Annotated in this window: 15 protein-coding genes; 4 read left to right on the top strand and 11 right to left on the bottom strand. The window is 66.4% G+C overall.

Features of this window, described 5'->3' with window-relative positions; translation table 11 throughout:
• Window position 1: 1 nt before the first annotated feature.
• From ACSQ24_RS17165 to gcl, 4 genes are all read right to left on the bottom strand, one after another.
• Entirely contained in the window at window positions 2-1,060 is a 1,059-nt protein-coding gene (locus ACSQ24_RS17165; protein ID WP_436095845.1) for a 2-dehydropantoate 2-reductase, read from the bottom strand.
• Window positions 1,061-1,080: 20 nt separating this feature from the next.
• The gene (locus tag ACSQ24_RS17170) at window positions 1,081-1,971 is read right to left on the bottom strand and encodes a 2-hydroxy-3-oxopropionate reductase (RefSeq protein ID WP_436095846.1); all 891 of its coding nucleotides are present in this window, start codon (window positions 1,969-1,971) and stop codon (window positions 1,081-1,083) included.
• A gap of 44 nt (window positions 1,972-2,015) precedes the next feature.
• Complete coding sequence (gene hyi, locus ACSQ24_RS17175) at window positions 2,016-2,801, bottom strand: hydroxypyruvate isomerase (RefSeq protein ID WP_436095847.1); 786 nt, start codon at window positions 2,799-2,801, stop codon at window positions 2,016-2,018.
• A gap of 73 nt (window positions 2,802-2,874) precedes the next feature.
• The gene (gene gcl / locus ACSQ24_RS17180) at window positions 2,875-4,653 is read right to left on the bottom strand and encodes a glyoxylate carboligase (RefSeq protein WP_436095848.1); all 1,779 of its coding nucleotides are present in this window, start codon (window positions 4,651-4,653) and stop codon (window positions 2,875-2,877) included.
• A gap of 245 nt (window positions 4,654-4,898) precedes the next feature.
• On the opposite strand from gcl, the gene bhcR reads away from it, so the two are divergent.
• Window positions 4,899-5,729, top strand: a complete 831-nt coding sequence (bhcR, locus tag ACSQ24_RS17185) for an HTH-type transcriptional regulator BhcR (RefSeq protein ID WP_436095849.1) — start codon at window positions 4,899-4,901, stop codon at window positions 5,727-5,729.
• 37 nt (window positions 5,730-5,766) lie between these two features.
• On the opposite strand, the gene sucD is transcribed toward bhcR, so the two are convergent.
• Both sucD and sucC read right to left on the bottom strand, forming a co-directional pair.
• The gene (gene sucD, locus ACSQ24_RS17190) at window positions 5,767-6,648 is read right to left on the bottom strand and encodes a succinate--CoA ligase subunit alpha (protein WP_436095850.1); all 882 of its coding nucleotides are present in this window, start codon (window positions 6,646-6,648) and stop codon (window positions 5,767-5,769) included.
• Window positions 6,649-6,651: 3 nt separating this feature from the next.
• Window positions 6,652-7,821, bottom strand: coding sequence for an ADP-forming succinate--CoA ligase subunit beta (gene sucC, locus ACSQ24_RS17195; RefSeq protein ID WP_436095851.1), 1,170 nt, complete (start codon window positions 7,819-7,821; stop codon window positions 6,652-6,654).
• Between the two features lie 629 nt (window positions 7,822-8,450).
• Between sucC and ACSQ24_RS17200 the strand changes: the two genes are divergently transcribed.
• The 3 genes from ACSQ24_RS17200 (at window position 8,451) to ACSQ24_RS17210 (ending at window position 10,384) form a co-directional block, all read left to right on the top strand.
• Window positions 8,451-9,659, top strand: coding sequence for a flavin-dependent oxidoreductase (locus tag ACSQ24_RS17200; RefSeq protein ID WP_436095852.1), 1,209 nt, complete (start codon window positions 8,451-8,453; stop codon window positions 9,657-9,659).
• 223 nt (window positions 9,660-9,882) lie between these two features.
• Entirely contained in the window at window positions 9,883-10,092 is a 210-nt protein-coding gene (locus ACSQ24_RS17205) for a hypothetical protein (protein ID WP_436095853.1), read from the top strand.
• A 160-nt stretch (window positions 10,093-10,252) separates the two neighbouring features.
• On the top strand, window positions 10,253-10,384 hold the full coding sequence (locus ACSQ24_RS17210; RefSeq protein ID WP_436095854.1) for a hypothetical protein: 132 nt from the start codon (window positions 10,253-10,255) through the stop codon (window positions 10,382-10,384).
• Window positions 10,385-10,536: 152 nt separating this feature from the next.
• On the opposite strand, the gene ACSQ24_RS17215 is transcribed toward ACSQ24_RS17210, so the two are convergent.
• The 5 genes from ACSQ24_RS17215 to ACSQ24_RS17235 all read right to left on the bottom strand — a co-directional run bounded on the left by ACSQ24_RS17215 (window position 10,537) and on the right by ACSQ24_RS17235 (window position 15,142).
• Window positions 10,537-11,331, bottom strand: coding sequence for an amino acid ABC transporter ATP-binding protein (locus ACSQ24_RS17215; protein WP_436095855.1), 795 nt, complete (start codon window positions 11,329-11,331; stop codon window positions 10,537-10,539).
• Entirely contained in the window at window positions 11,328-12,239 is a 912-nt protein-coding gene (locus tag ACSQ24_RS17220) for an amino acid ABC transporter permease (protein ID WP_436095856.1), read from the bottom strand. Before ACSQ24_RS17220 ends, ACSQ24_RS17215 begins: the two co-directional genes overlap by 4 nt.
• Window positions 12,240-12,446: 207 nt before the next feature.
• Window positions 12,447-13,337: an ABC transporter substrate-binding protein gene (locus ACSQ24_RS17225; RefSeq protein ID WP_436097912.1), complete on the bottom strand. Its 891-nt coding sequence runs from the start codon at window positions 13,335-13,337 to the stop codon at window positions 12,447-12,449.
• 51 nt (window positions 13,338-13,388) lie between these two features.
• Window positions 13,389-14,180, bottom strand: coding sequence for a deaminated glutathione amidase (locus tag ACSQ24_RS17230; RefSeq protein WP_436095857.1), 792 nt, complete (start codon window positions 14,178-14,180; stop codon window positions 13,389-13,391).
• On the bottom strand, window positions 14,180-15,142 hold the full coding sequence (locus tag ACSQ24_RS17235) for a nitrate ABC transporter substrate-binding protein (RefSeq protein WP_436097913.1): 963 nt from the start codon (window positions 15,140-15,142) through the stop codon (window positions 14,180-14,182). The genes ACSQ24_RS17230 and ACSQ24_RS17235 overlap by 1 nt, the downstream gene beginning before the upstream one ends.
• Window positions 15,143-15,160 lie beyond the last annotated feature (18 nt).

Genomic DNA, 15,160 nt, shown 5'->3' on the forward strand with positions numbered 1-15,160 from the left:
GTCACGAGGCCGCCCGCTGGAGCGGCGACTCCTGGGCGAGTTCGGCCGCCCTTCCCTCCTCGGCGAACACGTCCGGCGGGAAGGTCGGGTAGAGCCCCTTCACGCTGGCCATCTGCTGGACGAGTCCGAGCACGGCATCGATATAGGGCGTGCGCGTCTCGGTCAGCCGCCCCATCTCCTGCACGGCGCCGAGCAGGGCGTCGATCTCGAGCGGGCGACCCTTCTCCAGATCCTGCAGCATCGAGGTGCGATGGGCGCCGACACCGGCCGCGCCATTGATCCGGCGCTCGACATTGACGCGGAAGTGGACGCCAAGCCTTTCGCCGATCTCCTGGGCCTCCAGCATCATGCTGCGCGCGAGCGCCCGCGTGCCAGGTGCGGTGGCGACGACGTCGAGCGTCGCGTGGGTCAGCGCCGAGATCGGGTTGAAGCAGAGATTGCCCCAGAGCTTGAGCCAGATGTCATCGCGGATATCGGTGAACAGCCTCGGCTTCAGGCCGCCGGCGGTCAGCGCATCGGCGAACCGCGTCAGCCGCTCGCTTTCCCTGCGATTGGGCTCGCCAAGGCCGAACTGGTCGCCATAGACGTGCTTGACGACGCCGGGCTCGATGACCTCGGTCGCCGGGTAGACCGTGCAGCCGATGACGCGCTCCGGGCCGATCGCGTTCCACTGCCGGTTGCCGGGATCGACGCTGCGCAGGCGCAAATCGGCATAGGGACCGTCCAGCCCGTGGAAATACCACCAGGGCACACCGTTCTGGGCGGTGACGACGGCTGTCTCCGGCCCGAGCAACGGCGCCAGATCCTCAGCCGCCTCCCAGGCCTGATGCGCCTTGAGCGCGATGATCACCACGTCCTGGCGACTAAGATCGCGCGGGTCCCGGCTCGCCGGCATGCGCTCGGTGATCGTCTCGGTCTTGGTGACGAGGGTCAGGCCCCTGGCTTTGATCGCCTCCAGATGAGCGCCGCGGGCCACCAGCGAGACATCGAGCCCGCCGCGCTTGAGCATCACGCCCATATAGCCGCCGATCGCGCCGGCGCCGTAGATGCAGATCTTCATGGGCCGTCCCTTTCTTGCTCTTATGAACTCGCGACCTGGTGGTTCGCCATGATCTCCAGCGCGCGCACCATCGCCGAGTGATCCCAGTCCTTGCCGCCATGGGCGACGCAGGCGTTGAACAGCTCCTGCGCCGTCGCCGTGTTCGGCAGGCAGACGCCGAGCGAGCGCGCCGTCGACAGGGCGAGGTTGAGGTCCTTCTGGTGCAGCCCGATGCGGAAGCCCGGATTGAAGCTGCGCTTGACCATGCGCTCGCCATGGATCTCGAGGATCTTCGAGGAGGCGAAGCCGCCCATCAGCGCCTGGCGCACCTTGGCGGGGTCCGCTCCCGCCTTGGAGGCGAAGAGCAAGGCCTCGCCGACCGCCTCGATGGTCAGCGCCACGATGATCTGGTTGGCGACCTTGGTGGTCTGGCCGTCGCCATTACCGCCGACCAAAGTGATGTTCTTGCCCATCAGCTCGAAGAGCGGCTTGACCGTGTCGAACGCGCCTTGCGGCCCGCCGACCATGATGGTGAGCGTCGCCGCCTTGGCGCCGACCTCGCCACCAGAGACCGGCGCATCGAGATAGGACGAGCCGGCCGCCTCGATCCTCTTCGCGAACTCCTTGGTCGCCATCGGCGAGATCGAGCTCATGTCGACGACGATGCTGCCCTTGTTCAGGCCGAGCGCGATGCCGTTGGTGCCGAACAGGACATCCTCGACCTGCGGCGTGTCCGGCAACATCAGGATGACGATCTCGCTCGCCTCCGCGACCGCCTTCGGCGTCGGGTGGACCGTGACCGCCTTGGCTTGCAGCTCGGCGTCCGGCGCCTTGTAATGGCTCGATACGTGCAGCCTATGGCCGCCCGCGATCAGGTGTTCCGCCATGGGGCGGCCCATGATGCCGAGGCCGATGAAGCCGATATTCGCCATGATTTTCGTATCCTTCGTTCGACTGGCTCGTCGACCGTCTCCCGTCACGCCGCCTGCGGATGCCCCGGCAACCAGGTCAGGCCGTCGCGGGTGCTGCGGGCGGGCTTGTATTCGCAGCCGACCCAGCCAGCGTAGCCGATGGCGTCGAGATGCCGGTACAGAAACGGGAAGTTGATCTCGCCCGTGCCGGGCTCGTTGCGGCCCGGATTGTCGGCGATCTGGATATGGGCGATGCGGTCGAGATTGGCCTCGATCGTGCGGGCGAGATCCCCCTCCATGACCTGCATGTGATAGACGTCGTACTGGATGAAGACGTTGGTTGAATCGACGTCGTCGAGCAGGCTCAGCGCCTGCGCCGTGCTGCTCAGGAAGAAGCCGGGCATGTCGCGCGTGTTGATCGGCTCGACCAGGAGCGCGATCCCCTCCTGCGCCAGCTCATGCGCGGCAAAGCGCAGATTGTTGACCAGCGTCTCATGCAGCCTGGCATGCTCGACGCCTTGTGGCGCAATGCCAACGAGGCAGTTGACCTGCCGGCAGCCCAGCTTGGTGGCGTAGTCGATCGCGTCGAACACGCCGCGCTGGAACTCGCTGATCCGGTCGGGCAGGATCGCGATGCCGCGTTCGCCCGCGGCCCAGTTTCCGGCCGGCAGGTTATGCAGCACCTGCGTCAGCTTCCAGCGCTTCAGCGCGGCGGCAAGCACGTACTTGTCGAAGGCATAAGGGAACAGGAATTCGACGCCCGAGAAGCCCGCTTCGGCAGCGGCCCGGAAGCGGTCGAGAAATTCCAGCTCGTTGAACAGCATGGTCAGGTTTGCGGCGAAGCGCGGCATGGCCTTGTCCCGTGGTTGCGAAAGGCTAATCGGTAAGGGCGATGGTCAGGCGCGACGGCGCCTGAGGGCGAAGTCACTGCGCCGGCTGCAGTACCGCTTCCGGCGCAGGCAGCGGCAGATCGAGCACCTCCTCGAACTCGACCACGTTGTCGATCTCGGTGCCCATGGCGATGTTGGTGACGCGCTCCAGGATGAACTCCATCACCACCGGAACGCGGTATTCCGCGAGCCAGGCCTTGGCCTGGGCGAAGGCGGCCTTGAACTCATTCGGGCTCTTCACCCGGATCGCCTTGCAGCCGAGCCCTTCGGCGACCGCGACATGGTCGACGCCATAGCCGTCGAGATCGGGCGCGTTGATGTTCTCGAAGGCGAGCCCGACCTGGAAATCCATGTCGAAGCCGCGCTGGGCCTGGCGGATCAGGCCGAGATAGGAGTTGTTCACGACGATGTGGATGTAGGGCAGCTTGAACTGCGCCCCGACCGCCAGCTCCTCGATCAGGAACTGGAAGTCGTAATCGCCCGAGAGCGCCACGATCTCACGCTCCGGATCGGCGGCCCGCACGCCGAGTGCCGCCGGCAAGGTCCAGCCGAGCGGCCCGGCCTGGCCGCAATTGATCCAGTGGCGCGGATTGTGGACGTGCAGGAACTGGGCGCCGGCGATCTGCGACAGGCCGATGGTCGAGACGTAGCAGACGTCGCGTCCGAAGGCCTCGTTCATCTCCTCGTAGACCCGCTGCGGCTTCAGCGGCACGTTGTCGAAATGGCTCTTGCGCAGCATGGTCGCGCGCCGGTCGCGGCACTGCTGGGCCCAGCCTGTCCGGTTCTTCAGCAGCCCCTTCCCTTCCCGCTCGCGCGCCACGTCGACAAAAAGCTCCAGCGCCGCCTTGGCATCGGAGACGATGCCGAAATCCGGATCGAAAACGCGGCCGATCTGGGTCGGCTCGATATCGACGTGAACGAACTTGCGGCCCCTGGTGTAGGTCTCGATCGAGCCGGTATGCCGGTTGGCCCAGCGATTGCCGATACCGAGCACGAAGTCGGAAGCGAGCATCGTCGCATTGCCGTAGCGATGGCTGGTCTGCAGCCCGACCATGCCCACCATCAGCGGATGGTCGTCGGGGATCGCACCCCAACCCATCAGCGTCGGCACCACCGGGACGCCAGTGAGCTCGGCTAACTCGACCAGCAGTTCCGCGGCATCGGCATTGATGATGCCGCCGCCGGCGACGATCAGCGGCCGCTCGGCCGCGTCCAGCATCGCCATCGCCTTCTCGATCTGGCGGCGCGAGGCGGCTGGCTTGTAAACCGGCAACGGCTCGTAGGTCTCGTCGTCGAATTCGATCTCGGCCATCTGGACGTCGACCGGCAGGTCGATCAGCACGGGGCCCGGACGGCCCGAGCGCATGATGTGGAAGGCCTGCTGGAAGACGCGCGGCACCAGCGCCGGCTCGCGCACCGTCACCGCCCATTTGGTCACCGGCTTGGCGATGGCCTCGATGTCGACGGCCTGGAAATCCTCCTTGTAGAGGCGGGCGCGCGGCGCCTGGCCGGTGATGCACAGGATCGGGATGGAATCGGCGATGGCCGAATAGAGCCCGGTGATCATGTCGGTGCCAGCCGGACCGGAGGTGCCGATGCAGACGCCGATATTGCCTGCCTTGGCGCGGGTATAGCCCTCCGCCATATGCGAGGCGCCTTCGACATGGCGCGCCAGGATATGGTGGATGCTCTGCCGGCTCCTCAGCGCCGCATAGAGCGGGTTGATCGCCGCACCCGGCACGCCGAAGGCCTGCGTCACGCCTTCCCGCTCCAGAACCCTGATCGCGGCCTCGACGGCTCTCATTTTCGGCATGGCCCGTTCTCCCGTGAGAAAACCGTGTACTGGCATACCAAATTCCAGATAGGGGCCTCGGTCAATTTATTTCAGAATATTTTTTCATATCCAAATGGAAAATAATTTCGTTTTTAAAATCAAGATATTACAATAATTTCATTGGAGCGGATAAGTTGATTATGCAAAATTATTTCGCTTTGGATTGGCCGCGCCCGGCCATCCATGTTCTGCTACCTTTCCCGGCGGTGGTCACGGAGATGCGCATGAGCCAGATCGAGCAACGCAAGGGGCGCGGGCGGCCGCGCTCGCTGAAGCCGCCGATCGCCGGCGGAGCGGTGCAGGCGCTCGATCGCGGGCTGACGCTGCTCGAGATACTGGCCGAAGAGGACGGCCTGACGCTCAGCGAGCTCGGCCGGCGCTCGGGCGTCTCGGCCTCGACGGCGCACCGCATCCTGCTGACGCTGGAGAGCCGCACTTACGTCCAGCACGACATGGAGCGCGGCATCTGGCTGGTCGGTGTCGGCGCCTTCAAGACTGGATCGGCCTTCCTGCGCAACCGCCGCGTCGCGAGCATGGGACGCGCCACCATGCATGCGCTGATGGAGGCCAGCGGCGAGACCGTCAATCTCGGGATCGAGGACAATAGCGAGGTAGTGTTCATCTCGCAGGTCGAGAGCCACGACACGCTGCGCGCCTTCTTCCGGGCGGGCAGCCGCGGTGCGATGCATGCCTCGGGCGTCGGCAAGGCGCTGCTGGCCGAGCTCCCCGAGCACCGCGTGCGCCAGATCTGCGCGCTCCGGCGCCTCGAGCGCTTCACCGAGCATACGATCACCGATCTCGCCGAGCTCCTGCGCGAGCTTGCGCGGGGGCGCCGGAACGGCTGGGCGCTCGACGACGAGGAACGCTCCCTCGGCATGCGCTGCGTCGCCGCGCCGATCTTCAACGAGCACGCCGAAGCGATCGCGGGCGTCTCGGTGTCGGGGCCGACCGTGCGCGTGACCCCGCGCAAGCTCGACGATTACGGCCCGATGGTACGCCGCGCCGCCGACGAAATCACCCGCTCGATCGGCGGCCGGCTGCCGAAGCGGGAGTGAGGCGCTCCCTGCCTTCTCCCACAAGGGAAGAAGCGCGCTACCCACGCTCGGCGAGCGCCTGCCTGATGGTCTCGCCGACGAGATGGGCGCTCGGGGCGATCCGAACGCCGGCGGCCTCCAGCGCCCTGATCTTGCCTGCCGCGTCGCCCTTGCCGCGCAGGGTGAGCGCGCCGGCATGGCCCATGCGGCGTTCGAGCGGCGCCTCGCGGCCGACGATCAGCGCGACGACGGGCTTCGACGCCGGAGTGCCGGCGAGGTATTCTGCGACCTCCTCCTCCTCCGTGCCGCCGATCTCGCCGATCAGCACCACGCCTTCGGTATCGGCATCGTCCAGCAGGAGCTCGAGGCATTCGCGCATGCCGATGCCATGGATCGGGTCGCCGCCGACGCCGATCGTCGCCGACTGGCCGAGCCCCGCCGCGGTGACCTGCGCCACGACCTCGCTCGTCAACGAGGCCGAGCGCGAGATGATGCCGACGCCGCCGGGACGCTCGCTGCCGGTCGCCATGACGCCGAGCTTGCCGACGCCTGGCACGAGGATGCCCTGCGAGTTGGCGCCGACCAGGGTGGTGCGCCCGCCCTTCAGCGCGGCACGCACCCGCACCATGTCCAGTGTCGGTATGCGCTCGGTAACCGCGACCACCAGCGGCATCTCGGCTTCGATCGCCTCGATCATGGCAGCCGCGGCATTAGCCGGCGGCACGAAGACGATGCTGGCATTGGCGCCGGTCTCGCGCCTCGCTTCTGCAACGCGCTCATAGACGGGCAAATTCAGATGCGAGCGGCCGCCCTTGCCCGGCGTCACGCCGCCGACGACCTGCGTGCCGTACTCCATCATCCGCGCGACATGATGGGTGCCGGCCCAGCCGGTCATGCCCTGGCAGAGAACGCGGGTCTCGCGATTCAGAAAGACGGCCATGGTTCAGGCTCCCCTCTGCGCCAGCGCGACCGCCTTCGTGGCCGCAGTCCACATGTCCGGGCAATCGATCACCGCGCAGCCGAAGTTCTGCAGGCGCGAGCGCCCGAAATCGGCGTTGTTGCCGGCGAGGCGCACGACCAGCGGCAGTGAGCGCCCCGTGCGGCGCAAGGCGATGCCGAGCCCCTCGGCGATGGTGTCGCAGGCCTGCATGCCGCCGCCATGCACGTTGATGAGGATCGCGCGCGTCGCCGGATTGTCGAGCAGCAGCCCGAAGCCATGAGCGATGTCGAGGCTCTTGGCCGTGGTCCGGATGTCCATGAAGTTGGCCGGTCGGCCATTGGCGGCGACGACCATGTCGAGCGTGGCGAGACCGAGGCCTGCACCATTCGCCACCATGCCGATATCGCCGTCGAGCTGGACATAGTTGAGCTGATGGCGCTGGGCCTGCAATTCGGCTGCGCTGGTGTCGTCCTCGTCGCGCAGCGCTGCGAGTTCGGGATGCCGGAACAGGGCATTGTCGTCGAGCGTCATCTTGGCGTCGAGCGCCGCCAGCCTGCCGTCTTCGGTGATCGCGAGCGGGTTGATCTCGATCAGGCTGGCGTCGAGTTCGACGAAGGCCCGCCGCAGACCGTCCACGAGCGCGCAGCCCTGCTTGTGCAGCGCTCCTTCCAGGCCGAGCGCCGCGACGAAGTCCGCCACCTCCTGCGCACGCGCCTCGCCGCCGGCGCCGAGCCTGAGCTCACGGATGCGCAATTCGCCGCGCGCCGCCTGCTCCTCGATATCCGCGCCGCCCCGCTCGCTGCCGATCAGCATCACCTCGCCCGAGGTCGAATCGACCAGCAGGGCAAGGTGCAGTTCGCGCCGCGCCGGCAGCGCGCGCTCGACGAGGACGCGCCTGACGATCTGGCCCGCCGGCCCCGTCTGGGCGGTCACAAGCGCCTTGCTGAGTAGTTCCGCGGCCGCAGCCTCAGCGGCGGCGGGGGTTTCCGCCCGCAAGATTCCACCGGCGCGCGCGCGGCCGCCGGCATGGATCTGTGCCTTGACCACCACCGGGCCACCAAGGCGCTGCGCAATCTCGCCGGCCTCCCGGGCGGTGATCGCGACACTGCCCTCCGGCGCAGTCAGCCCGTAGCGTGCCAGCAGATGCTTCGCTTGGAACTCATGGATTCTCACGACCCGGTCCCTCCGATCAGCACGCCGTAAGCGGCGCTTGTTATAATCTGGCATACATTATGCCAGAGCGTGACCGCTTCGACAACCGGTTATCGTCCAGTCGATCGGAGAGTTTTTTGGGGCATGGGCGCGCGTCATGCTCGGGCTTGACCCCGAGCATCTCAGGCCGGAGAGGCTCCCAGTCGGCGTCTTCTCATCAGGAGATTCCCGGGTCTTCGCTTCGCTCCACCCGAGAATAACGCATGGGTTCTGCCCGCCCGCAGGCTCCCTGCGGGCGTTCGCTTATGAGGGCGGCGGAGCTCCGTGCCCGAATAATTGTCAGGTAACTTGACTAAATTTATCAGGTAGCATTACCAATTAAGGGAACTATGCAGGGGAAGCGCCTTGGAACATCCCTCCAGAAGGGACGGCTTCGTGCAGCTGCATGCGGGCGAGCAGCTCACCCGGTTTCAACCTGCCGGGACACGCTTCCTCCCGCTTGCGCCGCAGAACACGCGCTTCTGCCTGCGGGACCGGACCGGAGCCCCGATCGCGGCCTTGGCAACAGCCTGCGCTCGACGAAGCCGTCGCCATGCCGATCGCAAAAGAACCAAGCAAGGCTCACCGGGATCATCCCAGGAGAATAGACCATGAAGATCGCCATCGCGGGCGCTGGCATCGGCGGCCTGACCGCAGCCTTGTGCCTCAATGAGAAGGGCTTCGAAGTCCGGATCTTCGAAGCGGCGGAGACGCTGCAGCCGCTCGGCGTAGGGATCAACGTTATGCCGCATGCCTCGGGTGTGCTGCATGGGCTCGGGCTTGGCGACCCCCTCGACGAGATGGCGATCCGCACCCGCGCGATCGAATACCGCACGCGTTTCGGCCACCTGATCCAGTCTGACCCGCGCTCGGTCGAGGCCGGCTTCAACTATCCGCAGTACTCGGTCCATCGGGGCGAGTTGCAGTTCCTGCTGCTCGATACGGTCCGCTCCCGGCTGGGGCCGGATGCGGTTGCGCTCGGCAGGGCGATTTCCGGCTTCACACAGGACGAGCGCGGCGTGCATGTGCGCTTCGCCGACGGCACAGCCTATGACGCCGATCTGCTGATCGGCGCCGAGGGCTTCCGTTCGAAGGTGCGCCAGCAGCTCCATCCGGGCGAAGGGCCCGCGCATTACGAAGGCACGATGATGTGGCGCGGCACCAATCTGCAGGCGCCCTTCGGTGATGGCCGCACCATGTTCATCGCCGGCGATCACGACGTGAAATTCGTCTGCTACCCGATCAGCAGCCGCGCCGCGCGCGACGGCAAGGCTCTGATCAACTGGGTTGCCGAAGTGCGCCACGATCAGCCGCGTGCGGCCGATGAGGCCGACTGGAGCCGCGAGGGCGACCGCGATTTCATCTCGGAGTTCCTGGGCTTCCGGATGCCGGACATCGACATCCCAGCCCTGCTGAAGAGCACCCGGAAGATCACCCAGTATCCGATGATCGATCGCGACCCGCTGCCGTGGTGGACGCAAGGGCGGGTCACCCTTCTCGGCGACGCCGCCCATCCGATGTACCCGATGGGAGCGAACGGGGCCTCGCAGGCGATCATAGACGCGAGGGCTCTTGCGGACTCGCTGGCCGCGCAGCCGGGACCGGAAGGCCTGCACGCCTATGAAGCCCTGCGCCGGCCCGTCACCACCAATGTCGTGCTCAACAACCGCAAATCGGGTCCTGAGCGCGTCCTCGACATCGCGGCCGCGCGCATCAAGGGGCCCGGCGACCGGATCGAGGACCTGATCTCCCCAGCCGAGCTGGAGGAGGTCGCGGCCAGTTACCGTCAGGTCGCCGGCTTCCTGAAGAAGGCGGTCTAGCGCATGCGCACATTCCACGGAGCCAGTGACCGCACTGTCCAGGGATCCCTCCGATAGTCACCTCCCTCAGCTTGCACGACAAGCTCGGGGCGGGATGGGGCCAGCGCGATGACGGCACAGTCGGTCATGCGGCCGGGATCGCTCGCGAGCAGGCGAAGATTCCCGCCGATCGAATTACCGCCAAAAATGGCTGCTCGATTGCGCCATCCACAGGAGGAACGACATGCGCTTGACGCTCGCCATCATTGCTCTGGCACTTTCCGGCTGCAGCGGCTCCGACCAGCCCACCGGAGTCGCCAGGAACCTGACCGTGGGAACCGCGCAGTGCTCCAAGTTTTCCTGGGGCACCTCGCAAATGGCAGAATGCCTCGATCAGGCCGCAGCCCGCCAATCGGCGACGGTCGGCGGGACGAAGGACGGCGATAGCGGCTGATACCTTTCCGGCATCGAAGCCCACTCCCCACCGGGCGGCGCCACCATCACAAGACAGCGATATCGGAGGGTGCCCGCTCGCGAAGCTTGTGCAGTGCAGCAATTGTTCATATCTAACCCGTGCCTGAAGCAACCTCCCAACCAATCGAAAGGAGCGATCCATGCTGGAACGGCACGATTGTGAGTCCGCACTCGAGACCGAGCACGACCACGAGGAGAACCTCGAAGCGCAGCAGCAGGACGCGACTGAAGCGTTCTCGCCGCGCGACCATCAAGCGGGCTTCTGGAGCTAACCGCTGACACGAGTGCGGAGGGCATTGATGCCCTCCGCCGACCGCGGTCCCCCGCTGAACAAGGCGCTTCTGGCATTTTGGCGCAGGCGCGCTTCGACAGGATCAGCGCCGATATCCCGACCTGAACCCGGGCAGCGACACGCTGCTGATACTCAGGCCGCTTCGCGGATGAAGCGGCTGAGGAAGAGCCGGGTGCGCGGATGGCTCGGGTTGGCCAGCACGTCCTCCGGCCGCCCCTGCTCGACCACAAGCCCCCCATCCATGAAGACGACGCGGTCGGCCGCCTCGCGGGCGAAGCCGATCTCATGGGTGACGACGATCATGGTCAGGCCCTGGCCGGCGAGATCGCGCATCGTCGAAAGCACCTCGCCGACAAGTTCGGGATCGAGCGCCGAGGTCGGCTCGTCGAACAGCATCAGCTTCGGCCGGATCGCGAGCGCGCGGGCGATGGCGACGCGCTGCTGCTGGCCGCCGGAGAGCTGGCGCGGATAGGCGTTGGCCTTCTCGGTCAGGCCGATGCGGGCGAGCAGTTCCATGGCGTAATCGGTCGCTTCCTTGCGAGAGCGGCCATGGACGCCGACCGGCGCCTCGATGATGTTCTCCAGCGCCGTCATATGCGGGAAGAGGTTGAACTGCTGGAAGACCATGCCGATCTGCCGGCGCTGCGCCGCGATGGCGCGGGCCGAGAGCTTGATCAACCGCTCGCCGCTCAGCCGGTAGCCGATCTGCTCGCCGGCGACCATGATCGAGCCGCGATTGATCGCCTCGAGATGGTTGATGCAGCGCAGGAAGGTCGACTTGCCGGAGCCGGACGGCCCGAGCACGACGACGACCTCGCCCGGCATGACATCGAGGTCGATGCCCTTCAGCACCTCGTTGCTGCCGAAGGATTTGTGGACGTTGCGGGCGCTGACCAGCGGCGCAGCGTCTGTCGCGATCGCGTTCATGGCGTCGGCTCCGCAATGACGGGCATGGGTTCGCTCGCGCCGCGTTCGCCGCGGGCGTAGTAGCGCTCGATGAAGCCTTGGCCGATGTTCAGGACGGTGGTGATGACGAGATACCAGATCACCGCGACCATCAGCATCGGGACGACCTCGAAGGTGCGGTTGTAGACCGCCTGCACCGAATAGAGCAGATCGGCCATGGCGATGACGCTGACCAGCGAAGTCGCCTTGATCATGCTGATCAGCTGATTGCCGGTCGGCGGCACGATCGAGCGCATCGCCTGCGGGATGATGACCCGCCACAATGCCCGGGCCCGGGTCATGCCGAAGGCGTCGCTCGCCTCGGACTGGCCCTTGTCGACCGAGAGCAGGCCGCCACGGATGATCTCGGCCATGTAGGCGGCCTCGTTGAGCGAGAGGCCGGCGATCGCCGCCGTCATCGGTGTGATCAGGTCGTTGGTGTGCCAGCTGATCAGCGTCGGCCCAAACGGGATCGCAATCGAGATCTCGGGGAAGAGGGTCGAGAGGTTGTACCAGAAGATCAGCTGGACCAGCAGCGGCGTGCCGCGGAAGAACCAGATGAACAGACCGGCGAAGCCGCTGAACAGCCGGTCGTCCGAGAGCCGGGCGATCGCCAGCAGCAGGCCGATGACGACGCCGATCACCATCGCGACGACGGTGAGGCCAAGCGTGACATAGAGCCCGCGCAGGATCGATTCCGCCGTGAACCACTGCGCCACGACGGGCCAGCCGAAATTCGGGTTCCAGGCGACGATCCAGGCGAAGTTGGCGGCGACCGCGAGCACGAAGGCCCAGAGCAGCCAGCGGCCCCATTCGACCGGGCGGTGGGCATTGGCGACGTCGCGCAGCGTCGCCTGCCGGTCATGTGTCGATTGTGCTGCGCTGCTCATCAGGGCTCCGAATTCGGGTCAATGCTCCGCCGTCATTCCGGGGCGGGCCGCAGGCCCGAGCCTGGAACCCATGAACACCCCATATGACGAGTCCAGCGGTTTCGCCTGGCTCGACTTCTTCTGCCGAGCGTCGTGTTCATGGGTTCCGGGCTCGCTGCTCCGCAGCGCCCCGGAATGACGGGAGTGCGCTGCTCATGGCGTGCCCGCTCAGTTCTTCGAGAGGTTGATGCCGGGCTCGCCGATCATGTTGTTGTCGAGCCCCCATTTCTTGAAGATCGCCTCATAGGTGCCGTTCGCCTTGAGCGCCTTGATGCTGGCGAGCAGCACCTCACCCAGGGCTGAGCCCTTCGGCACCACCGCGCCCTGGAACAGGTCCTGGAAGCCGTTGGCCTTGCCCACAGCGGCGAGCTCGAGATCGCCCTTGGCCTGCTGGACGAAATAGGTCAGCGGCGCCTGCGAGGAGAAGAAGCCGTCGGAGCGCCGCGAGCGGACCGAGAGAATCGAGGTCGGCTGGTCGGTGAACGACATCACCTCCAGCGCCGGCTTGCCCTCGGCCGTGCATTTCTCGGCCTGCGCCTTGATCACCTTCTCGGCCGAACCCGCCGACATCACCGCGATCTTCTTGCCGCAGGTGTCGTCGAGGCTGCCGATCGCCTTCGGATTGCCCTTCTGCACCGCGAAGATCACGTATTCGCGGACATAGTCGACGAAGTCGTTCGACTCCTGGCGCGACTTGAAGTCGCCGATCGGGCCCATGGCGAACTGGTAGCGGCCGGAAGCGATGCCGCTCAGCGCCGCGGCAAGCCCGCTCACGGTCGCGTGCTCGATCTTGACGCCGAGCAGCTGGCCGATCGCGTCGGAGAGCTCGGCAGCGGCGCCAGTCATGGTCTTGGCGTCGGTGACGATCTCATAGGGCGGGAAGGAGCCGTTATTGACCGAGATCATCTTGCCGGCCGTGCGGATCGCCTCCGGCAATCTGGCGCGCAGGGCCTCGTCGACCTTCTGCTCGGGAATCTTGATGCTGGCGTCCTGGGCGAAGGCCGGGCTCTGAAGAAGCGCCGCAGCCAGTGCGGCGGCTCCAGCAAATTTCACGATCATGTTCATGGCGACGTCCCCTTTATCGTTGTCGGTAAACCAGCTTGCGGGCTGCTAGGCGGCGAGCTCCGGGCCGGCGAAGCGGCGATTGGCGAGGACCGGCAGTGCCGCGCGCGCCGTGGCGATGCGGGCCGGGTCGATCTCGGCATAGATCAGCGCCGGGGCCTCGCCGGCGCGGGCGACGGCGACGCCGAGCGGGTCGACCACCATGCTGGCGCCGATATTGCGCGGGCCGCATTCGCCGGTGGCGACGACGTAGCAGGTGTTCTCGAGCGCGCGGGCGGTGACCATCACCTCCCAATGAGCCTCCTTGCCGAGGCCGCGCACCCAGGCGGCCGGAAGCAGCAGCACATCGGCACCGTCGAGAGCGAGGCGGCGCGCCAGCTCGGGGAAGCGGACATCGTAGCAGGTCATCAGCCCGCATTTCAGTCCGGCGATCTCGATCAACGGCGGCACTTCGGTGCCGGGCTCGACATTGGTCGATTCCAGCGCGGAAAAGGCGTCATAGAGATGGAGCTTGCGATAGGCGGCGACGATGGCGCCGTCGCGGACCGCGACATGGATGTTGAAGACGCGGCCCTTGCCGTTCGGGACATGGATGCAGAACAGCGTCGTCAGCGCCGAGCCCTTGCTCGCCGCGAGCACGCCCTGCATGAACGAGCCGTCGAGCGGCTGCGCCGTCTTTAGTACGATGTCCGGATCGGTGATATCGCGGGCAAGGATGCCCTCCGGCAGCAGCAGGAGGTCGGCGCCAGCGGCAGCCGCCTCGCCCATCAGGCGGGTGGTGGTGGCAAGATTCTCCTGCCATTCGCGGCTGACGGCGAATTGTCCGAGCGCGGCTTTCATCAGTTTGCTCCTTCCAGCGCAGGGGCGGCCGGGAACAGGGTCTCCGGCGTCAGATCGGTGTCGACGAGATTCTGGATCCGCAGTTGCTCGATGAACGCGGCGATCATGGTCCGGTTCGCGGCAAGCCCGCTCTCGTTCCAGCTTTCGGGCAGATCATGCCCGCTGCGCACCAGCTCGTCGATCAGCCAGGGCGTTGTGTCGGCATAGCGGCGGCGCTTCTCCAGCCAGACGCGCTGGCTTTCGTCGAGGAGATCGCTGAGCGCCTGCGGCAGCCAGGGCTCGCGGGCGGCAAGCTCGGGCTTGATGCCGATGATGTGCATGCCGGGCACGAAGCCGACCTTGCCGAAATAATCGCGTTCTGCGCCGCGGACATCTGGCAGTAAGGCGCGGAAGCGCGAGCCCTTTGCGAAGAAGCCCTGCGGCATGAACGGCATCAGCACCGCTGCGATCTCGCCGGTGGCAAGCAGATCGAGGAGTGGCGGCTGGCCGGGCAGCGCCTCGATCCGACCGGGCTGCGCATAGCGCCCGACGCGGTCGATGATCGGATGATCGGCGGCGAGGCGGCTGACGGCCCAGAAGGCGTCGTCGATGGCAAGGCCGGCCTCGGCCATGGCGGCGCGGGTCCAGGTATTGCCGGAATCCTGCCAGCCGGCGATGCCGATGCGCTTGCCGCGCAGTTCCTCGAAGGAGGTCAGCTTGCTCTCGGCGGCCGTGACGACGCAGCGATGGCGAAAGCCGCGCATGATGAAGTGCGGTATGCCGACGACGCCGGCCTCGCCGCGAGCGCGGCCAGTGGTGTAACGGCTGAACGAGACCTCGCTGGCGTCGAAGCGAGGATCGCTGGCGAAATCATCGGGTAGCGCGGCGAGGCGCTCGATCTGCAGCTCGAAGCGGTCGGAAGCGAGATCGCCGAGCAGTAGCGGCGTGATGAAGTCCCAGTCGCGCAGGGCCAGCCGGATCACAGGTTTCAAGCCATCGCC

This window comes from Allobosea sp. LjRoot237, assembly GCF_964253285.1.
Lineage (GTDB): Bacteria > Pseudomonadota > Alphaproteobacteria > Rhizobiales > Beijerinckiaceae > Allobosea.